Raw genomic sequence first — 21278 nt, forward strand, 5'->3', positions numbered from 1 at the left:
CAAGCCGGTGAGCGCGGAGTCCCGCAGGCGCGTCCGCCGGGGCGCTACGGGTCCATCGGATCGAGGTGCAGGGGCTGCACCTTGCCCTCGATCATGGCGCCGAGCCCCATCACGGCACAGGTGTCGGGGCGGTCCGCGGTGTGCACCGGCATGTTCGTGGCCTGATGGATCATCGGCTCCAGGCCGGGAATCAGTGCGCTGCCGCCCGCGAGCACGATGCCGCGCTCCCCGAGGTCGGCCACCAGATCCGGCGGGCAGCGGCGCAGGACGGTCCCGATGCCGTCGAGGATCGAGGTCAGCGGGGTGGTGATGGCGTCCCGTACCCGCTCGGTGTCGACATGCACGGAGCGCGCCATCCCGCTGACCACATCCCGGCCGTGCACCTCGGTGGAGCCGGGGGTGACCCCGTCGCCGCCGGAGAGAATCATCTGCAGCGGGCGTACCGCCTGCCCCGCCAGCATCAGCTCATGGTGCAGCCGCAGATGCTGGATGACCGCGTGGTCGATGGCGTTGCCGCCCACCGGCACGGTCTCCGCGGACACGATCGAACCGAGGGAGAGCACCGCGACCTGGGTGGTTCCGGCGCCGCACACCACGATCATGGTGGCCTCGGGCTGCTCCACCGGGAGACCGGAACCCACCGCCGCGGCGACCAGGGTGTCGACCAGCTCCACCCGCCGCGCCCCCAGCCCGGTGAGCGTCTCCACCGCCGCCCGCTGGGCCAGCGGCTCACTGCCGTACGGAAGGCAGACCGCGGCCCGCATCGAGGGCCGGCGCCGCCAGGTCCTGCGCAGCTTGTCGCCGACCAGGGTCCGCAGCAGCCGCTGGGCCATGTCGATGTCGACGATGGTGCCGTTGGAGACCGGGCGCACCACACGGATGTAGTCGGGGGTGCGGCCGTCCATCACCTCGGCCTGGGCGCCGACGGCCAGCAGCGCCCCGCTGCGGGTGTTGATGGCGGCGACGGTCGGTTCGTCGACGACCAGCCCCTGGTTCTTGACATACACCCTGGTCCGGGCCGCGCCGATGTCGATGGCGGCCGAACAGCGCCGCAATTGGGCGAGGCTGATGGTCATGGGTGATTCCTCCCCGATGGGCCGGTATGGACGAAGCGCTCGTGCGGCCGGTTCGCAGGGACCGCTCGTGCGCCATCCTCCGGTCGCGTGGGGGCCGCCGCCTGCTGGAAAGGTCCGCTCGGGGGACGGGGGCGGGGCGGTTGCGGCGAAGGGGTGACGCGGTGGGGAGAGGCCGGTGCGGCGGGCCCTCAGCCGGCCAGCCGCTGGTACAGCCCCCAGGTGAATTCGGGGACGATGTTCTGCGGGGTGCCGTCGGGGCCGGGCGCGGTGCAGGCCAGCCGCCAGCGGGTGGGGGCGCTGCCCTCCATGGGGCGGGCCGGGGCGAAGGCGCGGGCGACCTCGTCGACGGTGCAGGACCAGGGCGTCAGATCCGCGGTGGTGTGCAGGTCAGGGGCGGTGGCGCCGGGTGCCCGGACGAGCCAGGCATTCCAGACGGCGCCCCGGGTGCCGGTGAGGACCTCGAACCGCAGCGCGGGCCAGAGCGGAACGGGCCAGGTCAGGGCCTCGCAGTTCAGATCGCCGAGGCGGCGGGCGGTGACGGTCTCGGGGGTGCCGAGCAGCGCACGATACGGCTGGACACCGCCGGGCGCTCGCGGGGCGTGCATCCGTGCCTGCCAGCGGCGGTTGGCCTCGCGCATCTCGGCGCGGGAGACCCCCAGGGTGCGCAGCGCGTCCTCGACCAGACCGGGGTGGTGGTCGGCCATCCGGCGGAGCAGGACGAGCTGGAAGGCGACCGGGCCGGGCGGGCCGGAGGGGGCGCCGGAGCCGCCGCGCGGGTCATTGTCGGTGGTGTGGTCCATGAGGGACATGGTGGTGGACGGTGCGGTCCGCGGGGCGTCCGGGACGCTCACCGTCGGGCAGGAAGAGCACGGAGTTGACGTAGCGGCGGTGCGGGGCGAGGGAGCGGCGCAGCAGCCCGTGCTCGGCGACATGGCAGGTGCGGGACTGATGGGTGGGCAGATCGAAATCGGCCAGCGGCAGCCAGCGGTCGTCCGGCAGCACCCAGCCGCAGTAGCCGTACCCGGCCGTCCAGTCCAGGACGGGGGCCAGGGGCTGGATGCGCGTCTCCAACTCGACGAAAAGCGCCGGGAGTTGATGTTCGACGGTGTGTGCGGCGCCGCGCAGCACCGCCAGCTCCGCACCCTCCGCGTCGATCTTGATGAGGGTGACGGACGCCAGCCCCAGGGCGTCCAGCGGGAGGCAGGGCACCTCAAGGGCGGCGGTGTGCAGCTCACGGCGTACGAGCGAGGACACCCCGCGGTCGCCGCGGCCGCCCGGGGGCAGCCAGAGGGTGGCGCAGCCCGTGTGGTCGGCGGCCGCGGCGGACACCACCTCGACATGCGGGGGAGTGACCGAGGTGAGCAGACGGGCCAGGTGGGGGACCGGTTCGAGGGTGATGACCCGGTCGGCCCGCCGGGCCAGCCGCCGGGTCCACGGGCCGTACCACCCGCCGACGTCGACGGCCGTGCCGCCGGGCGGGCAGAAGTCGGCGAGCCGCCGCAGCTCCGGTTCGAACCGTGGATAGAGCCCGGCCGCCAGCGCCGACACCAGCCGGGCCGGCAGCCGCGGCCCCAGCCGCGCGGCGAGTGTCACGACCCCGGGTCCCGGTCCGCGAGCCGGCGCAGCGCGCGATGGTGCTCGGCGTCGGTGAGCTGTTCGCCGGAGGTGGGCAGGAGCTGGGGGATGCCGTCGAGGACCGGATAGCGGCGGCGCAGCCGGGGGTTGTAGAGGGCGTCACCGGGGACGAGCAGCGACAGCGGGCCCTTGTCGAGGGGACAGACGAGGATCTTCAGCAGCGGGTCATCGGGTTCCATGGATCGGCTCCGGGGCTTCGGCGGGGGACGCGGGGGCGGGCGGGTCATGGCGGGGCAGCGCGAGCAGGACCGCCACGGCGACGGCGGTGCCGCCCAGCCGCAGTGCGCGGCGCAGCGGATCGGCGGGCAGCGGCTCACCGAACGCCACGGTGCCGCAGACGACGGTGAACACACAGGAGACGGTGGTGCAGACGGGGACGATCACGGAGGCCCGGCAGCGCTGCAGCGCGGTCTGCGACAGCACCAGGCCGGTGGCTCCGGTGACCAGCAGGAGGTACGGGTAGGGCGAGCGGAGCAGCCGGCCGGCGGCGGCCGGGATGTCGTGGCCGGTCAGCAGGCCGGAGACGCCCTTGATGGCCAGTGAGCTGACGCCGTAGAGCAGACCGACGGCCACGCCGTAGGGGACACCCGCCGTCGGCAGCCGGTGGCGGCGCCGGGCGCGCCGTTCCGCCGAGCCGTACAGCAGCAGCCCGGCGGCCAGCGACGGCACCGCGATCATCAGCAGCGTGCCGGGTGGCGCGGTGCGGGCGACGGCCCGTGCGTCCTCGCCCTGGAGCGAGGCGATGACCAGCGCCAGCGCGACCAGGACCGCCACGATGGACTGCCGCTCCCGGCCGCTGGTCCGCTCGCCCAGCACCACCGAGGACAGCAGCAGCAAGAGGACCAGGCCCGAGACGAAGAGGCCCTGGGCGGCGGCGAGGGGCAGGGTGCGGTAGACGGCGAGCTGGGCGGCGAAACCGGCGGCCAGGGCGAGCGACCCGGCCAGCCACAGCGGACTGGACAGCAGATGGCCGACGACCCGCCCGGGCTGCCGGGTGCTCAGCGCGGGCAGCCCGGCCAGTGCGCGCTTCTCCAGCACGAAGCCGGTGCTGTACAGGACGTTGGCGAGCAGCGCGGACGCCACGCCCCACCACGGCATCCCGCTACTCCCTTCCCCGGCGGGCATGGGCGAGCAGGATCGAGGCCAGCGACGGGACATGGCACGCGGCGCGGTCCAAGGGGCGCAGCGGCCGCGGCACATCGTGATACGGCGCACCGGCGATCCGTACGACCTCGAAACCGGACGCCGCGAGGAAGCTGCGCAGGGCACGGGCCGTGTAGAGCCGCAGATGGCCGACGACCTGGGTGCCGGGCCGGCCGTGAATACGACGCATGCTCACCTCCGAGAAGACGGGCTGGACCCCGGCGAGCAGCAGCCCGCGGTTGTACCAGGCGGCGAGGTTGGGGGTGGACAGCATCAGATGGCCGCCGGGGCGCAGGACCCGGCGCAGCTCGTCCAGGGCGGCGTCGGGGTCGACGAGATGCTCGATGACCTCGCTGAAGAGGACGGCGTCGGCGGAGCCGGCCGCGAACGGCAGCCCCTCGTCGGTGAGTTCGCCGCGTACCGCCCAGGGGATCCGGGTCCGGGCGCGGCGCAGGGCGTCCTGTGACCAGTCGACGCCGACCAGGCGGTGACCGGCGAGCACCTGCGCCGCGGTGGCCGCCGCCGAGCCGTCGCCGCAGCCGATGTCCAGGATGGTGGCGGCCGGCACCCCCGTGCGGACGGGCCCCAGGGCACGCGCCAGCAGCCGGGCCTGCCGCCGGCTGCGGGCCGCACCGGAGGCGACCGGCACGGCGGGGTTCTCGTAGAAGTCCCGCAGCGCGGCGGGGGGCCGGGTCATCGGGCCGCTCCGCCGGCCGGGGGCGGGGTCCAGGCCGTGGCGGCCAGGGAGGAGCGGAACAGGGCGCCGAGCCGCGCGCCGGCCGTGTCGTCCAGGAGGGCCGGGGACCAGCGCAGCGCCAGCTGGATCCGGCCGGCCACGGAGACGGTGGTGACGGTGAGACCGCGCGGCATCCGGGCCGGGGCGGAGAACCACACCGCGGTCGGACGGCCGGCGTCCCCGAAGTCCAGCGGGTAGGGGATCCGGCCGAGGTTGGAGAGGAGAGTGGTGGAGGTCCAGGGCGCGGCGGCGGTACGCAGCGCGCGGGTGACCGCGCCGCGCAGCCCGACCGGAACGACGGGCGCCGTCAGCACCGTTGCCGGGAGCCCGAGTTGGCGTCCGGGAGGCGCGGCCTTGAGGGCGCGGGTGCGGGCGGCGGTGCGCCGCAGCAGCCGGGCCACCGCGTCCGGGTCGGGCGGATCGGCGGTGAGCGGCCCGGCGTCCCGGCGCTCCTCGGGGCCGAAGCCGACCGGCACCAGCCGGGTGCCGTTGCCGATGGGCATCTCGACACCGCGCGGCCGGTCGTCGACGGGCATGGTGACGACGACGGGGGCGGTGGCCGGGGCGCCGGCCGTGCCGGGCGGGCGGTCGGGGGTGTGCAGCCGGTTCCAGCGGGCGACCATCAGCCAGGTGGCGACCAGGAGTTGGTCATTGACGGTGTACGGCGCCGCCCGGCCGGGGGCGCGCGGCGGGCGGGCCGGGACCGGCAGTTCGGCCAGGAGCATGCCGTTGCCGGGCCGGGCGCCTTGTGGAGCGCGGCCGGGGTCGGCGGCGACACGGGCCGGCCGGGAGAAGCGCTGCCCGGCCCCCGGCTGGTCGTCGGCCTGCGGCCGCTCCGTACCGGGACCGGCGGCGCGTACGGGCGGCGGGACAGGGGGGTTGCTGGCGCCGCCGTACAGCTCGGCGGCGGTGGCCAGCACCCGCAGACACGCCGGCCCGTCCAGTGCGGTGTGGTGGAGGGTGAGGAGCAGTACGGTGCCGCCTTCCGTCCCCTCGATCACCTCCAGCCGTACGGGAGGCGAGGCGTCCAGCGGCGGGCAGCCGTCGAGCGCGCGTCGCCGGGCGCGGGCCAGCGCATCGGGGCCGGGCGGCGGGAAGTCGACCGGGTCCACATCCGGGGCGGCGGTGAGCTGCCAGGTGTAGCGGCGGTGCCACCAGCGGACCGGCGCCTGGCGCATCAGGATGCGCGGATGGCGGGCGAGCGCCCGGTGGAACGCGGTGCGCAGCCGCACCGGATCGACCCGGCCGGGGAGGTGCACCTCGATGTGGACGGTCTCCGGCTCGGCTTCGTCCAGACAGTGCCGGGAGATCTCGTCCACCACGGGGAAGGGGACGCGGGCGACGACGATGCCGCGGGTCTGCTCCCCCCCACCCCCGAACCCACCCCCCGCCCCCTCCCCCGAAGGGGGAGAGGGGGAGGGGGCGGGGGAGAGCTCGTCCGGGCCGCCGGGCGGTTCGCCCCGCCCGTCGGGCGGTTCGTGCCGGGCCGGTTGCAGTGCGGTCATCGGGTGGTGCCCTCCCCGCTGTTGTGGGTCGGCGGTACGGGCCTGTGGTGGGTCGGTTGTGTGGGGCGGGGGTTGGTTGGTGGTGTGGGCTCGTGGTGGGTCGGCCGTATGGGACCGCCGTTGGTCGGCCGTACGGGACCACTCGGCCGAGGACGGCGCCGCTCGGCCCAGTTCGGTCCTGCGCCCGGTGCCCGTCCCCGGGCCACGATCGGAGGCCCGGCAACGGCCGCACCTCCGTCTCCGTCCCGCATCCGGCGCGGAAGCGGCGGTGGCGCGGGTGGGCCTGATGGGCCGGAGGGGCCGGGCGGATCAACCCGGCCGGAGGGTCCGCCCCGGCCGGAGGGTCCGCCCACGCCGGACGGCCCGGACGGCCCGGACGAAGCCCTCCCCGGCCCGTCCGGATCCGCCCCCGGCCCGTCCGGATCCGTCCCCGGCCCGTCCGGCGCCCCCGGCCCCTCCACGGAGACCGGCCGCCGTGACGCTCGGCCCGGCACGGTGACCACCGCCGCCGTAAGCGCCAGCAGCGCCAGGGCCTGTGCGGTGCCGCTGAACGCGCCCTCGCCAGCGGCGTGCGGCTCGCCCGCCCCGAGGGCCGCGACGACTCCGGCACTCACCATCGCCACCAGGGCCAGCGGGACGAGGAGGTACGGCCGGAAGTGCGCCACCAGCGCCAGGGCCGGCACGACCAGGGCATAGGGCCCGGAGGCCAGGGCCAGCACCGCGGTCAGCGTCAGGACGCCCAGGACCCAGGAGGGGGCGGGTGGGGGCAGCGCCTCGGGCGGCGGGGTGCGAGGGGTGCGGCGGACGAGGGCGGAGCCGATCAGGAGCGCGACTCCGAGGGCACCGCCGGCCAGTCCCAGGTCGTAGGCGACGGCCGGGGCGTAGGAGAGCTCGACGGTCCCGCCGGCCCCGGCCGGGACGAGGAAGGCCTGCTGCCAGCCGTCGACCCGGAGCGGGGTCAGCCGGCGGCCGTTGAGTGTGGCCTGCCAGCCGTCGTTGGCGTTCTCGTACATCTGGAGATAGACGGCCCGGCCGGCGCCGACCGCGACGCTGCGACGGTCCCCCGACCAGTCCTCGGCAGTGACCTTCCGCACCGGCGCGGCGGACTCCCGCGCCGGTCCGGCGTCCGTGGCACCCGTGGCGTCCGTGGCACCCGTGGCACCCGTGGCGCCCGTCTGCGCGTCGGTGCCCCGCCGCAGGGTCACCTCCGTCAGTGCCAGCGGCCCCTGGTCGCCCGCCTCCACCCGGTGGCGTCCCGACGGCAGTTCCAGGCGCCCGTCACGGGCCGGTCCGGCGCACAACCGCACCTCGACCGGGCGGCGTTCGGTGAGGTCACGGACGTAACCGGCGGCCTCGGTGGCGTGCAGTACCCCGTCGACGGCGAGCATCGGGCCCTGGCCGCAGCCGACCGAGAAGCGGGCGCCGGCGGCGGGTCGCGGGGTGCGGTAGGAGTCGAGCGCGGGGATGTGGATCTCGCTGAGACCGACCGGGAGTTGGAGTGCCTGGCCGGCGACCGGGTTGTGGAGGGTCAGCGGTGTGACCTTGCTGATGGTGATGTCGAGGCGGTCGGTGGTGATCGGGTCGAAGCGGGCCTGCCCGTTCTCGTCGACGCCCGCGGTGGCCGCCCCGTCCGGCGAGTTGACCAGGATCTGCTCCGGCCGGGTGGAGACACCGCCGGCCGCGGCCAGCACGATCTGGTCGATCTTCTTCCGGCCGGGCCAGCGCAGATGCACGGTCGGCCGGTCACCGGCGATCCAGGCGGTGGTCAGATCGCCGTCGACGAGGTTGCGGGGGCTGAGCGACCGGCCGAGGCCGAAGCCGGTGGAGTCGGCGGTGGCGGTGATCCGGTCCCGCTGGTCCGGTGCGATGCGGTCCAGGAGGCGGTCGAGTTCGGGGCCGGGAACGGCCAGTGCTTTGCCGGAGATCCGGTACGGGGCGGCGGCGCCGGTGCGGAACTGGCGGTGCAGCCCGACCTCCGCGGAGACCGGGGAGAGGCCGCCCGGGTCGCTGCCGCGGTGCAGCGAGAGGATCTCGGCGGGCGCCTCGGAACGCTCGGCGTCGGTGGGGAGTTGCAGCAGCCGGGTGACCTGGACGCCGGGGACGGAGATCTCCCGGAAGCCGGCGCCGGAGAGCCCGGCGCGTGGGGTCTGCGAGCCGAGGATGGTCACCTTCAGCCAGGTCGCCCGGCCGGCCGGGGCCTTTACCCGCTGCGGTGTTCCGTCGGGGCGCAGGGTGTCCTGTGTGCTGCCGCGGTCGGTCTGCACCCGTACGGAGGTCGGGGCGGCACGCAGCCCGTCCCCGGGCAGCGGGGTGAGGGACAGCGAGGACGGAAGGGTGGTGGGCCGGGTGAAGGCGATCCGGACCCACTGGCCGGCCGGCTTCCCGGCGCTGCCTTCCGCCCAGGCGGTGTCCGGGTTGCCGTCGAAGGCGTTGACCGGGTCGTACTGCGGCAGGTGGAAGAGCCAGTTGCCGCTGCTGGAGGCGGTGACCGAGGAAGCGCCACGGAGCACGGCGGTGGTCTGATGGCCGGGCCCCGTGGTCGGCAGGATCTGCCGGGGCGGGCGGCCGGGGTCCTGGACGCTGTCGGGGTGGTTCCGCTCCCCGGCGGTGTAGGTGTACGAGGTGTTGCTGTTGACCAGGCCGAAGCGGGTGTCGGCACGGCGCAGGCCGTCGGCGGTCAGCTGGAGCGGCGGGGTGCCGAGGCCGGGGTGGCGGTCGCCGGTCAGCACGGTGGGGCGGTGGCGCAGGGCGGGGTCGGCGGACAGCTGGAGGAGGGCTTCGGGGCCGCCGCTGAGCTGCGCGGTGTCCGCGACGGCCCGGGTGGTGACCGGGCCGGGCTCGGGGGTGTCCTCCGGCCGGTAGATCTCGACGGCGCGCTGCCGCGGATACAGGCCCTGGACCTGCAGGGGCGCCCCGGCGGGGATCCGGCCCCCGGTGGTCAGCGGACCGAAGGCGGCCGCCTTGCGGTAGCCGGACGCCTGCAGGGTGCGTTTGACGGTCTGCGGCGGGACGTAGCCGATCTGGTCCGGGTCGAGATCGTTGCGGACGACCACGTCGTGCAGGCCGGCCCGGCCCAAGTAGTCGCGCAGCCCGGGGACCTGGGCGCCGGTCAGCAGCGCCTGTTCGACGGCGTCCAGGGCGCGGCGGGCGCCCGGGGTACCGAACGGGACGAAGTCGCGCTGCGCCCAGGGGGAGGTGGCGAGCACATCGAGCGGCTCGTCGATGGGGGAGCCCCAGGTGTAGATGCCGTGCGCGGTCGCGGGGACGACCAGCGCGCGGCTGTGCGGGGAGTGCTGCTGGAGCCAGGCAGCGGCCCGTTCCCAGGAGGCGGGCAGCCGGGTGAAGGCGCCGGGCTGGAGGACGGTGCCGGTGAGGAAGGGCAGGGCGAGGGCGGGCAGTACGAGGAGCGCCGTCACCAGCGGGAGGCGGCGGCGGGCGGGGAGCCGGCGGGTGCCGCGGCGTTCGGTGGCGACCGCGAGCAGATGCGCCAGGCCCAGGGTGAGCGCCAGGGCCAGGCCGGGGGTGAATTTGTAGATGTTGCGGAACGGGCGCAGCCAGCCGTTGAGCCAGTCCTGCCACAGGCCGTGCAGCGGCCCGCCCAGCGCGCCGCCGTACCCCGCCAGCGCGATCAGCGCCACGGCCAGCGCGGTCAGCAGCAGCCAGCGGCGCTCGGGCAGATCACGGCGGGCCAGCCCGGCCAGGCCGAGCCCGGCGGCCAGTGCCGAACCGAGCACCGCGAAGGGCCGGGCCGTCATGGTCCAGCCGGCCGGCAGCCAGGGTTCGCCGAAGTTGAGGTAGCCGACCCAGTTGCCGGCGCCGCGCAGCAGTTCGGTGGCGGACATGGTGCCGGTGGTGGTGTCGGCCTGCTCGATGAACGGCAGGAAGTTCTCGCCGTGCAGGCCGAGCAGCAGCAGCGGCACCACCCACCAGGCGGTGGCCAGCACGACGCCGGGCAGCCACCAGGCGAGCAGCTTCGTCCGGCGCGGCCCCGTACGGGAGAGCAGATACAGGCCGGCGGGCAGCAGCGAAGCCAGTGTCGAGGCGGCGTTGACCCCGCCCATGAAGGGGATCAGCAGCGCCGAGCGGGTGGCCGCGATACGGGCGCCGGCCTGCGTGTTGGTCAGCGGCAGCAGTACCCAGGGGAGCAGTGCGCCGGGCAGTGCGGCGGCGGAGGTGGAGCCGATGACGAGGGTGAAGGTCGGCCACAGGGCGTAACAGGCGGCGGCCAGGAGCCGGGCCGGCGGGGTGCCGACGCGGAGCCGTTCGGCCAGTCGCAGCGCACCCCAGAACGCGGCCGTGACGATCAGCGACATCCACAGCCGTTCGGCCAGCCACACCGGAACATGGGCGAGATCGGCCAGGCCGTAGTAGGGGAGCGTGGGAAAGGCATAGCCGATGTACTGGTCGGCGATGCCGCCGAAGCCCGCCCGGTCGTGCCACAGCTGCCCGAGATCGGCCAGGAACTTCCATGGGTCGGTCGTCACGCCCAGCTTCGTTTCGAACGTCATCTTCCCCGGCGAGGGCGTGAGGAAGCCGGCCAGGGCGAGCGCCCAGAACGCGAACAGCCAGTGTCTGCGCCGGGGGTGGCCGGGCGGCGGGGCGGGGGCGGGCGTCGGCCGTCCCGGTGCGTCGGGCGATCCGGGGGACGGGAACGGCCTCAGGGTCTGGGTCATGGCAACCGCCGGAGGATGAGGAGGAGGTTCCAGGTGGCGACCTCCCGGACGCCCGGGAGGCGGGGGATGGCCTCGGCGAGGAACGGCGCATAGCGGGAGCGGGCGGTGACGAGGGCGATGTCGTCGCGGTCCCGGACCTGGCGCAGGGTGCGGCCGATGTGCACGGCGAAGAGGTTGACGCCCAGGGTGTGTTTGGCCGGGTGTCCGGTGCGCCGCCGGTAGCGGGCACGGGCCCGCTCCGCGCCCAAGTAGTGCCAGGGCGCGGTCTCATGGCCGCCCCAGGGGGAGAACCAGTTGGTGAAGGCGACGTAGATCAGCCCGCCGGGGCGGGTGACCCGGATCATCTCGCTCAGGAAGGTCTGCGGGTCGGCGACATGCTCCAGGACGTTGGAGGAGAAGCAGATGTCGACGGCGCCGTCGGCGAGCGGCAGCAGATAGCCGTCGGCGGCCACCGCGCCCTCGGGGGGCGGGCCGTGCGCGGTCAGCTCTGCCGTATCGGGCTCGAAGAGCCAGCCCAGGGCGCCGCGGCGCCGGAACTCCGCGGTGAAGTAGCCGCTGCCGCCGCCGACATCGGCGACCACCGCGCCCCGCAGGGATACATACCGTTCGACCTGGTCGGCGGCGTCCCGGGCGAGCAGCCGGTAGCAGTGCCCGGGGTCGGTCCGCTCCCGCAGAAAGGCGCGGAACAGGGTGTAGGACCTGCGCAGCGAGGGGTCGCGCACCGGGCCTTCACCGCCTGGCGAGCGGGTCGAGGACGGCCTCCGCGGCGACCGCCCGGAAGCTCTGCACCGTATGGCTCCAACGGAAGCGGGCGGCGCGCCGTTCGGCGGCGCGGCCCAGGGCGTCGCGCCGCCGGGCACTGAGGGCGAGGGTGCACCAGTGCGCGGCGAACGCACTCTCCCCGCGGGCCAGCAGCCCCGTGATGCCGTCCTCGACGGAGTCCCGCAGGCCCGGGATGTCGAAGCCGATGGCGGGGGTGCGGCGGGCGGCGGCCTCCATCACCACCAGCCCCCAGCCCTCGACGAGCGAGGGATGCAGCAACAGCCAGGAGGAACCAAGTAGTTGGTGCTTGCGCTCTTCGGAGACATGGCCGGTGAAGGTGACACCGGGCCCGGCCGCCGCGGCCAGCCGGGCGCGCTCCGGGCCGTCGCCGACGATCACCAGCCGGCCGCCGGTCACCGGCCGGACCCGCTCCCACAGCCGCAGCAGCAGATCGATGCGCTTGTACTCGACGAGCCGCCCCATGGCCAGGAACAGCGGCTCCGGCGCCTTGGGAACCGGAGGGCCGGGATCCGCCACGCCGTTGTACACCAGGCGGATCCGGCCGGGGTCGACACCGAGGCCGCGCAGCGCGGACGCGGTCGAGCCGGAGACCGCCACCATCAGATCGCGGCGGTGCGCACCGGCCAGCGCCCAGTGCTCCAGGCGACGGCCGAGCCGGGCGGCGGGCCCCGGGCAGCGCAGCCGCCACAGGTCCGTATGGACATGGTTGACCAGGCACAGCGTCGGACCGCGGTGCCACAGCGGCGCCAGGTACGGCATACCGTTGCAGACCTCGACCAGCAGATCGCAGTCACCGACCCGGCGCGCCAACTGGCGTGGCACACGCAGGAAATGACCGGCGTCGCCACCCGCGGACACCACCCGGTAGCCGCGGGCGGGGGCACCGCCCTGGTCATGGGGGTCCCCCCGCTCGGGCGAAGCCGGGAGCGGGGGAGGAGCCGGGAGCTCGGGGGACGGCGGCCCGCCGCACAGCAGGGTGACCTGGTGGCCGTGGGCGGTGAGCCCTTCGGCGAGCCGGTCCACCAGCAGCTCGGAGCCGCCGGCGGCGGGGTTGCCCAGATCGCGGCGGGCGAGGAAGACGATCCGGCGGGGGAACGGCGGTGGCCCCGCGCCGGGTGGCCCGGACACCGGGGCAGCGGGGGCGGGTGCCGCGGGGGGCGGGGACGGGCGTACGTGCTGGGGCATGTGCGATCCAACTCGTCTCAGGGTGCGGTACCGGCGGTGGGGGACGTACTGCGTACTGAGTCGTGCGGGCCGTGCTGCATCATGCGGTGCCGCGGTCCCACCGTGCGGCGGGGCGGAGCGGCGCTCGCGGCACTGTGCTGTGGTGAAGCGGACGTGCGCCGAACGGCAGGCCGGCCGGCTGCGTGTGGGGTGGACAGTGTTCGCCCGCCCCGTTCGCCGCGGCTACTCACCGGGATGACAAAAACCGCGCCGATGCGGGCTGATGGTTCATCACTTCGCTCAGGGCCGGCCGGTCGCCCGCCGTCCGCGGACCGCCCACACCACCCCGGCCAGTGCGAGCACCCCGCCCGCCGCCGCGGCCGTGACCGGCAGCGTCCGGCCGACCAGCGCCAGCTTCTCGCTGTCCGCCTTCGCCAGCCGCACCTGCGCCCGCTGTGTCGCGGGCGTGAACGCCAGCCGCTCGCCGCGCAGCAGCGTCACCGCGGTACGCCGGGCGCCGGGTGCCCGCAGCGTCTTGAGCGGCGAGATCGCGGCATGCATGATCCGGCCGGTGCGCGGCTCGACGACCAGCTCGATACCGGAGTTGGCGTACCACTCCTCGGCCTGGATCTGGCCCTGCCGTGGCCGTCCGACGAGCCGGCCGGGGACTTGCCGGCTGCCGGTCCGGGTGGGCGGCACGGTCCCGGTGAAGCGGTAACCGGGGTAGCCCTGGACCCGCTGGGTACCGGCGAAGCGGAGCGGGACGGCGGCGCCCAGAGTGTTGTCCCACCAGCGGTAGCCCGTCTTCTGCACATCGAAGGGGAACTTGAGGTAGGCATCGCCGTCGAAACGGGTCGGGGCCTCCTCGCAGCAGTGCACCGGAGCATTGCTGTGCCGGTCGGTGACCCAGCGCTCGGTGGTCCACTGGAACGCCCGGCGCGGGTCCTGCAGCGCCAGTGTCTGCGGGGTGTCGACCGTCGTGGAGACGTCCCACACGGCCCGCCCGCTCTTCTCGCTCGCCGCGACATCGCCCAGTACGTGCCGGGTGATGGTGATCCGCCGGCGGTCCCTGGTCTTCAGCGCTGCGGTGTCGAAGTAGCTGCCGTTGCCGGTGAAGACGGTGGTGACATCGACGTCGATCGGCGTGACCTTGGCCCGTGGCGCGACGTACCAGGCCAGCAGGGGTGCCAGGACCAGCAGAAAGACGCCGAGACCGAGGACGGCCAGCGACAGGGGCGAGGCGGTGGGGGCGGCGGTGGCCGCGGTGGGGGAGGTGGTGGGCTTGCCGGATACGGGCATACGGGCACTCCTGGAAGCGGTGGGGGAATCACGCTCTGGTGCACGTGCGGCGCCGCGCGGCGCCATGGGCCGGGAACGTAAAGGAACTCTTGACAGGGCGTCAATGCCCTTCCACACTCGGCAGGCACCACGACTCCAGTGGTGCCGCGCTGTGGGACGCGGCACCGGGCCGGCCCCGAGGGACCGTGCCGTGTGCCGCGCCAACCTCGACGGAGACCGCATACGGGCTCCGGCATCGACGAAGGGCTCGCCGCGCCATGCACCGAACGCTCGCCGCCGCGCTGACCGCGCTGACCGCCGCCCTCCTCGCCGTCGGCGTCGCGCTCGGCATCGTCGCCGCCCTGGACGCCACCCCCGAGCAGCCGAACGTGCCGCTGGTGACCTTCGACCGGAGCGGTGAGTAGCGGGCGGGGCCGGGGAGGCGGGGCGTGCTGAGGAGGTCCGGGTCATGGTGACAGCCGTCCGCTCGGCCTGGCGGGAGGTCCCGCCCTACCAGGTGCGGCAGTTCGCCGCCCTGGCGCTGGAGGAGGTGCCCGCCCTGGCCCAGGACATCCTCCGGGAGATCCGCCACGAGTACCCGCAACTTCCGCTCATACTCGATGAGTTCGGGGAGCCCCGGGCGCTGGTGGGCATCCGCCAGTCGCTGGAGCACTTCGTCGCCCATCTGACGGCCGGTCCGGACCGTCCGCATGTGCATCCGCGGGTCTTCCAGGAGTTCGGCCGGGGCGAGGGCATCCAGGGCCGCAGCCTGGACGTCCTGCAGGCCGTCTACCGGCTCGGCGTCCGGCTGGCCTGGCGGCGGCTCGCCGAGATCGGCCAGCAGGTCGCGATCCCGGCGCCCGCGATGTACGAGCTCGCCGAGTCCGGCTACGAGTATCTGGACGGGCTGGTCGCCGAATCCGTACGCGGCTACGCCGAGGCCGCCGCCCGCCAGGCCGGTGAGCGGCTGCGGCTGCAACGGCGCCTGATGGAGCAGCTGTTCACCGTCCCCGGCAGACGGCGGCGCGGAGCGGGAGCGGCGGACGGGGTGCCGCCGGCCCTCGCCGAGCGCGCCGCCAGGATCGGCTGGCCGCTGCCCGGACGGGTCGCGATCGCGGTCCTGTTGCGGCCGGCCCGGGAGGCGGTCGCGCCCGCCGTCGCCCCGGACGTCCTGCTGGACATGGAGAGTGAACGGCCGCGGATGGTGGTGCCCGAGCCGGACGCCCCCGGGCGGCGCGAGCTGCTGGCCCGCGCGGCGGCCGGCTGGTCGGGCGCGATCGGCCCCGTGGTGCCGCTGCTGGACGCCGCGGAATCGCTGCGCTGGGCCGGGGCCGCGGTCGATCTGGCGGAGCGCGGACTGCTGCCCGCGGGCGAGCTGCTGCAGTGCACTGAGCACACCGAGGCGCTGGTCCTGCTGCCGCCGGAGGAGCTGATCGAGGACCTCACCCGCCGCCGTCTCGCCCCTCTGGACAGCTGCGGCCCGGCCCATGGCAGGCGGCTCGCGGAGACCCTGCTCGCCTGGCTGGAGACCCGCGGCGGCGCCCCCGAGGTCGCCGCCCGGCTCGGCGTCCATCCGCAGACCGTGCGCTACCGGCTGCGCCAGATAAGGGAGTTATGGGGCTCGGAGATCGACGACCCGGACCGCCGCTTCGAACTGGAGCTGGTGTTACGGGCCCGGCGGCTGCGCGGGGAGCTCAGTTGACCCCGCCGGGGTCCGCCGCCCGGCCCTCCACCAGCGCCGCCATCCCGTCCAGCAGCCGGGCCAGCCCGAACTCGAACAGCGACGTCAGATTCACCACGTCCTCGTCGTGCCCCGAGATCCCCCCGTACATGGGGTAGGAGCCCGAGGTGAGGATGCCCTCGAACACCGGCTCCATGGACGCCATCCACTGTCCCTGGTCCAGCCCGGTCTCCTGCTCCGCCTCCAGATCGTCCTCGAAGCCGGCGGCGGTGGCGCGCACGTAGTTCAGCAGCGTGATGGCCATATGGATCAGCGTCACCGGGTCCAGGCCCGTCACCCGCGCCATGGTCCACTCGATGAGCGCCATCGCCCGCGGCATCGGCTGCGGCCGGGTGATCGACAGATAGTGCGCCAGCCACGGATGCCGCTGGTAGAGCTCCCATTGCAGCCGTGCGCCCGCCTCCATCCGCGCGCGCCAGCCGTCCGGTGCCGGGTGCGGGAGCTCGACGTCGCGGAAGGCGGCGTCCGCCATCAGCACCACCAGCTCGTCCTTGTTGGCCACATGGCGGTAGAGCGCCATCGAGGACACCCCGAACTCGGCGGCGACCCGGCGCATCGACAGCGCCCGCAGCCCCTCGGCGTCGGCGATCTTAAGGCCGGCCCCTACGACGCTCTCGCGGCTCAGCCCGCTGTCCGTCTCGCGCGGCCGCCGCTCACGCGGGAGTTCGGAGCGCGCGGTCCGCTGCGGCTGCGGCTCCGCCACCACCGTGCCCACGCCCGGTACGGCACGGACCAGCCCCTCCTGGCGCAGTGTGGTGAGCACCTTGGTGGCGGTCGCCATCGCCACCCCCCACTCCTGGGTAATCCGCCGGGTCGAGGGCACCCGGTCGCCCGGCGTGAGCTCACCGGTGTCGATGCGGCGCCGGATCTCGTCGACGATCCGGCGGTAGGGGGGCGGCGCTGACTGCTCCACTGGGTGGCCTCCGTACTAGTGCACCAGGCGGATTTCGCTGGCTGTGAGGGTAACAGCGGCGGTCCCACCAGGGCATTGCACTAGGCAAGTGCACTAGTGTGATGCACCTCCAATTCCCTTATCGGTCCGGCTGTTTGCACCGTAAGCGCGCCCTGCTTACCGTGTCACCCATGTCGTTTACTCCGTACACATCCACTCCGAACACCTCCCCGCCACCGGCCGGCCGCCGGGAGTGGACCGCCCTGGCCGTCCTCCTGCTGCCCTGCCTTCTCGTCTCGATGGACGTCTCGGTGCTCTACTTCGCGGTGCCGTTCCTGACCGCGGAACTGGAGCCCAGCAGCGTCCAGCAACTGTGGATCCTGGACGTCTACGGCTTCGTCCTGGCCGGTCTGCTGATCACCATGGGCGCGCTGGGCGACCGCATCGGCCGCCGCAGGCTGCTGCTGACCGGCGCCCTCCTCTTCGGCCTCGCCTCCGGGGCGGCCGCCTACGCGCAGAGCGCCGAAATGCTCATCGCCGCACGGGCGTTGCTCGGCATCGGCGGCGCGACCCTGATGCCGTCCACGCTCGCGCTGATCCGCAACCTCTTCCATGACGCCAAGCAGCGCGGCAAGGCCGTCGCGATCTGGTCGTCGGCGATGATGGGCGGCATCGCGGTCGGCCCGGTGCTCAGCGGGGCGCTGCTGGAGCACTTCTGGTGGGGTTCGGTGTTCCTGATCAACGCCCCGGCGATGGTGCTGCTGCTGGTCTGCGGCCCGCTGCTGCTGCCGGAGTTCAAGAACCCGGCGGCCGGGCGCTTCGATCTGCCCGGCTCGCTGCTGTCCCTGCTCGCGATGCTGCCGATGGTCTACGGAATCAAGGAGATCGCCCGCGACGGCCTGGCGCTGCGGCCCGTCCTCGTCCTCGTGGCCGGCCTGCTGGCCGCCGCGGCCTTCGTCCACCGCCAGCGCACCGCCCGCCATCCGATGCTCGACCTGGCGCTGTTCCGCCACCGCGGGTTCAGCGTCTCGGTGCTGATGAATCTGCTGGCGATGTTCGCGGTCGTCGGCTGCGCGGTCTTCTTCACCCAGTACCTGCAGACCGTACGGGGGATGAGCCCCATGGAGGCGGCGCTGTGGAATCTGCTGCCGACCCTCGCGGTGGGCGGTATGGCACCGGCGGCCGCCGCGCTCGCTCAGCGGATGGACCGGGCCTGTGTCATCGCCCTGGGATTCGTTATCGCGGCCGGCGGCTTCGTCTGGCTGTCCTGGCTGGAACCGGGCTCGGCCCTGTGGTTCGTCCTGGTGGCCTCGTCGGTCTATGCCTCGGGCCTGGTGATGGTGATGTCACTCGGCAACGAACTGGCCATCGGCCTCGCTCCGCCCGAGCGCGCCGGCTCCGCCTCGGCGCTGCTGGAGTCCGGCACCGAGCTGGGCGGCGCGCTGGGCATGGCCATCCTGGGCAGCATCGGGAGCGCGGTCTACCGCGCGGACATGGACGACGCACTGCCCGCCGGCCTCCCCGCGGACGCGGCCGACGCCGCCCGCGAAACACTGGCCGGCGCCGCCGCCGTGGCCGCCGAACTCCCGGGCCGGGCGGGCGAGGCACTGCTGACCGCGGCCCGCTCCGCGTTCACCGACGGTCTCCAGACGGCCGTACTGGGCGCCGCGGGCGTGATGGTCTGCGCCGCGGTACTGGCCCTGGCGCTGCTGCGGGGGCTGCGGACACCGGGAGCCGAGGGGGAGGCGGACGCCGCCGGGGTGGCGGGTGCGGCGCAGGGCACCGCCGTTCCGGCGCGAGCGGAGGCAACCGGTACCTCTGCGCCTTAGCCGGGGTGTCGCAGGTTCGCATCCGGCCGGGGCATCGCGGCGTTCCGCGGACGGGCCGGCGGCCGCTGCGGAACTGCACGACCTGCGGCTTTGCACCACGGGCATCGTCAGGGGGTCGTACGCCGGGCAGGGGCGGGGACGGCCTCCGGGGCCGGCGCGCGGTCCGTGCTGATGCGCAGGGACTTCACCAGCTCGCGGTACAGGGCGTCTGTCGCCAGCAGTTCCTCGTGGCTGCCCTGGACACGGATGCGGCCCGCCTCCATCACCACGATGGTGTCCGCGTCGATCACGGTCGACAGCCGGTGGGCGATCGTGACCACTGCACCAGTGGCCGCGCGGGCGCGGACGCAGTCGTGGACGGCAGCTTCGGTCAGCCCGTCGAGCTGGGCGGTCGCCTCGTCCAGAAGCAGGACGTCGGGGGTGCGCAACAGGGCCCGTGCCAGGGCGATGCGCTGGCGTTCGCCGCCCGAGAGGGTCGTGTCGGACAGCGGTGTGTCGAGGCCGTCGTCGAGGGCGTCGATCTTCTCGGTCAGCCGGACGTCGTGCAGGACCCGGCGCAGTTCCTCGTCCGTCGTGTCGGGGCGGGAGAGCAGCAGGTTGTCGCGGAGGGTCCCCGGCACGATCGGGGTGTCCTGCTCCACGTACGCCAGTCGCGCCCGGGTCTCCTCGTGGGTGTGGTCGCGGTACGGGTGGCCGTCCAGGAGCAGTTCGCCGCGCGTCGGCTCCAGAAAGCGCAGGAAGAGGGAGAAGAGGGTCGTCTTGCCGGCTCCCGACAAGCCGACGATCGCGGTGTGCCCACGCCGGGCGACCGCCAGGTCGATGTCCCGTACGGCGGGTTCGGCGTCGGGACCGTATGCCGCGGTGACCTGCCTCAGCGCCAGCACGGGCACGTCGTGCCGCTGGTCCCGGCAGGACGCGGGGCTGGCCGAGTGCGCCGGCTTCGCGGTGCTCTCGGTCGCCAGGTCGGCAGTCTCACGGATGCGCTCCGCGGCGGCGATGCCGGCCTGGAGCGCGCTGACGTTGGTACTCAGCTCGGTGATCGGCTCCATGAGCCCGAACGCATACAGCAGGAAGGCAATCAGGCTGGAGACCTCCATCTGCCCCTCGCCGACCCGCCAGGCGCCCACCCCCAGGATCGCGATGGTCGCCAGCTCGATGCCGGACAGCGAGGCCGTCCAGGCAAGCGCCTCGCGGCGGACGGCGTGGATGCCGTATTCGGCGGAGGTGCGTGCCTCGGCCAGGATCCGCTCGGCCGTGCGGTCCTCGGCGCGGCTCACCTTCACCGTTCTGATGGCGCGCAGTGTGCCCGCCAGCACGCCACCGAGCCGGCCGAGGTGCTCCTGGGCCCGCTGCTGCGCTGCGGCGATCCCGGGCATCAGGACCGCGAACAGCACACCGGTCAACGCGACTGCCACCATCGTGGTGCCGAGCAGCACGACGTCGAGCACACCCATCAGGACGAGGGTGCCCAGCAGCATGACCGTCCCGTTGACCAGGCCGATCAGCGCGCCGGTGGCGGCCTCGCGCAGCAGTACCGTGTCGGAGGTGACGCGGGTGACGAGCTCACCGGTCGGCCGCCGGGTGACGGCTGGCACGGTGGCCCGCAGAAAGCGCCGCACCATCGCCTCACGCGCCTCCAGCACCACACGCTCTCCCACGGTGCCGAGCAGGGTCCACTGCCGGAACCGGACGGCACCGCCGACCACGAGCAGTAGCAGCAGCGCCACCACAGGCCCCTTCAGCGACGACGAGGTGCCCAGCGCGTCGAGCACCCACTTGGTGACCATCGGTGTAGCAAGCCCCAGTGCCGACGCCACCAGTCCCAGAAGCAGTGCCCCGACCAACGCACCCTTGTGCGGCAGAGCGAACGACCACAAGGTCCGCAGGCGCGGCGCGGCACCGGTCCGGGGGAAAGGGTGACGAACAGTCATGTCACCGAGTGGAATATGCCCGCTCTGCAAGTGCAAGCGAATTGCGTCCGGTGTGGCCGGTGCCGGACGCGCATGAGCACCGGGTGCTGACGGGCTGTCAGTTCTCTGCCGCTGGCGGACGTTGGCTGTCGGTGACCGCTCCGGCACAGGGTGGCGGGTGCGCCCCCGGACACGTGCATTCCGGACACGTGCATTCCGGACAGGTGCATTCCGGCGCATGGCCGGACGTTCGGCGAACGGTGCGCGTGACGTGGAGGCGGCGCACGCCGACCGTGTGGAGTGGGCGTCGAGGCATTGTCCGTGGCGGCCGGTGGCCCGGGAGCGGCCCAGGTGGCGGTGGGCGCCGTGCGGCGGGTCCGTCGGCGCCCGCCCGCTCACTCGGGGGCGACGCCCAGCATCCGCTGCAGCAGCTCCTTCAGCAGCGTCCGCTCGGCGGCCGTCAGCCGGCCGAGGGGTTCGCGCGCGAAGTCGAGTGACGTCCGCAGCGCCGCGGCCGTGCGCGCGCCCTCCTCGGTCGGGGCGGCGAGCTTGACGCGGCGGTCGGCCGGATCGGGGCGGCGCTCGACCAGGCCGCGGGTCTCCAGCCGGTCCACGATGCCGGTGATGTTCGACGGCTCGCACTTCAGGCGCTGGGCGACCTTCCGCATGGGCAGCGGCTCCAGCGAGAGCAGGCTGAGCACCCTGGCCTGCGCACCGGTGAGGGAGTGCTCGGCCGCGGCCTGCTCGTACTCCTCGTAGTAGCGGGCGACGACGGTGCCGATGAGGTCGACGACCTCGACGGTCAGAGGGTCTGCGCGGGGGGTCATGCACACGAGGATACCCATTTACTTGACAACATGAAATATCGAGGAGCATGGTTGTTTCATCACCTGAAGCATTAGGAGGATCGCGC

Annotated in this window: 17 protein-coding genes; 3 read left to right on the forward strand and 14 right to left on the reverse strand. The window is 74.1% G+C overall.

Annotated elements, in window-relative coordinates; translation table 11 throughout:
• Positions 1-44: 44 nt before the first annotated feature.
• The 11 genes from AB0C46_RS20690 to AB0C46_RS20740 all read right to left on the reverse strand — a co-directional run bounded on the left by AB0C46_RS20690 (position 45) and on the right by AB0C46_RS20740 (position 14014).
• The gene (locus tag AB0C46_RS20690) at positions 45-1076 is read right to left on the reverse strand and encodes a rod shape-determining protein (protein ID WP_362829368.1); all 1032 of its coding nucleotides are present in this window, start codon (positions 1074-1076) and stop codon (positions 45-47) included.
• A 188-nt stretch (positions 1077-1264) separates the two neighbouring features.
• Positions 1265-1876 carry a hypothetical protein gene (locus AB0C46_RS20695; RefSeq protein WP_362829369.1) on the reverse strand — a complete coding sequence of 204 codons (612 nt, stop codon included), beginning with the start codon at positions 1874-1876 and terminating at the stop codon, positions 1265-1267.
• Positions 1854-2669, reverse strand: a complete 816-nt coding sequence (locus tag AB0C46_RS20700; RefSeq protein ID WP_362829371.1) for an FkbM family methyltransferase — start codon at positions 2667-2669, stop codon at positions 1854-1856. Before AB0C46_RS20700 ends, AB0C46_RS20695 begins: the two co-directional genes overlap by 23 nt.
• Positions 2666-2890: a Trm112 family protein gene (locus AB0C46_RS20705; protein WP_362829372.1), complete on the reverse strand. Its 225-nt coding sequence runs from the start codon at positions 2888-2890 to the stop codon at positions 2666-2668. The genes AB0C46_RS20700 and AB0C46_RS20705 overlap by 4 nt, the downstream gene beginning before the upstream one ends.
• Positions 2877-3809: a DMT family transporter gene (locus tag AB0C46_RS20710; protein WP_362829373.1), complete on the reverse strand. Its 933-nt coding sequence runs from the start codon at positions 3807-3809 to the stop codon at positions 2877-2879. Before AB0C46_RS20710 ends, AB0C46_RS20705 begins: the two co-directional genes overlap by 14 nt.
• Positions 3810-3813: 4 nt before the next feature.
• Positions 3814-4551, reverse strand: coding sequence for a class I SAM-dependent methyltransferase (locus tag AB0C46_RS20715; protein ID WP_362829374.1), 738 nt, complete (start codon positions 4549-4551; stop codon positions 3814-3816).
• The gene (locus AB0C46_RS20720; RefSeq protein WP_362829376.1) at positions 4548-6095 is read right to left on the reverse strand and encodes a condensation protein; all 1548 of its coding nucleotides are present in this window, start codon (positions 6093-6095) and stop codon (positions 4548-4550) included. The genes AB0C46_RS20715 and AB0C46_RS20720 overlap by 4 nt, the downstream gene beginning before the upstream one ends.
• Positions 6092-10768, reverse strand: a complete 4677-nt coding sequence (locus AB0C46_RS20725) for an alpha-(1->3)-arabinofuranosyltransferase family protein (RefSeq protein ID WP_362829378.1) — start codon at positions 10766-10768, stop codon at positions 6092-6094. Before AB0C46_RS20725 ends, AB0C46_RS20720 begins: the two co-directional genes overlap by 4 nt.
• Entirely contained in the window at positions 10765-11490 is a 726-nt protein-coding gene (locus AB0C46_RS20730) for a class I SAM-dependent methyltransferase (RefSeq protein WP_362829379.1), read from the reverse strand. Before AB0C46_RS20730 ends, AB0C46_RS20725 begins: the two co-directional genes overlap by 4 nt.
• 7 nt (positions 11491-11497) lie before the next feature.
• Positions 11498-12736 carry a glycosyltransferase family 4 protein gene (locus AB0C46_RS20735; RefSeq protein ID WP_362829381.1) on the reverse strand — a complete coding sequence of 413 codons (1239 nt, stop codon included), beginning with the start codon at positions 12734-12736 and terminating at the stop codon, positions 11498-11500.
• Positions 12737-13015: 279 nt separating this feature from the next.
• On the reverse strand, positions 13016-14014 hold the full coding sequence (locus AB0C46_RS20740; RefSeq protein WP_362829382.1) for a DUF3068 domain-containing protein: 999 nt from the start codon (positions 14012-14014) through the stop codon (positions 13016-13018).
• Positions 14015-14271: 257 nt separating this feature from the next.
• Here AB0C46_RS20740 and AB0C46_RS20745 point away from each other — a divergent pair, with 257 nt between their 5' ends.
• Together AB0C46_RS20745 and AB0C46_RS20750 are read left to right on the forward strand one after the other, a co-directional pair.
• Entirely contained in the window at positions 14272-14418 is a 147-nt protein-coding gene (locus tag AB0C46_RS20745) for a hypothetical protein (RefSeq protein WP_018088079.1), read from the forward strand.
• Between the two features lie 44 nt (positions 14419-14462).
• Positions 14463-15695 carry a helix-turn-helix domain-containing protein gene (locus AB0C46_RS20750; protein ID WP_362829383.1) on the forward strand — a complete coding sequence of 411 codons (1233 nt, stop codon included), beginning with the start codon at positions 14463-14465 and terminating at the stop codon, positions 15693-15695.
• Here the strand turns inward: AB0C46_RS20750 and AB0C46_RS20755 are convergent.
• Positions 15688-16647, reverse strand: a complete 960-nt coding sequence (locus AB0C46_RS20755) for a GntR family transcriptional regulator (RefSeq protein WP_362829384.1) — start codon at positions 16645-16647, stop codon at positions 15688-15690. The two genes, AB0C46_RS20750 and AB0C46_RS20755, sit on opposite strands and share 8 nt — an antisense overlap.
• Before the next feature lie 170 nt (positions 16648-16817).
• Here AB0C46_RS20755 and AB0C46_RS20760 point away from each other — a divergent pair, with 170 nt between their 5' ends.
• Entirely contained in the window at positions 16818-18455 is a 1638-nt protein-coding gene (locus AB0C46_RS20760; RefSeq protein WP_362829385.1) for an MFS transporter, read from the forward strand.
• 107 nt (positions 18456-18562) lie between these two features.
• Here the strand turns inward: AB0C46_RS20760 and AB0C46_RS20765 are convergent, their stop codons facing one another.
• Together AB0C46_RS20765 and AB0C46_RS20770 are read right to left on the reverse strand one after the other, a co-directional pair.
• On the reverse strand, positions 18563-20386 hold the full coding sequence (locus AB0C46_RS20765) for an ABC transporter ATP-binding protein (RefSeq protein ID WP_362829386.1): 1824 nt from the start codon (positions 20384-20386) through the stop codon (positions 18563-18565).
• A 374-nt stretch (positions 20387-20760) separates the two neighbouring features.
• Positions 20761-21192 carry a MarR family transcriptional regulator gene (locus AB0C46_RS20770; RefSeq protein ID WP_362829388.1) on the reverse strand — a complete coding sequence of 144 codons (432 nt, stop codon included), beginning with the start codon at positions 21190-21192 and terminating at the stop codon, positions 20761-20763.
• Positions 21193-21278: the final 86 nt, after the last annotated feature.

Source organism: Streptomyces sp. NPDC048637 (genome assembly GCF_040650675.1).
Classification (GTDB): Bacteria; Actinomycetota; Actinomycetes; order Streptomycetales; family Streptomycetaceae; genus Streptomyces.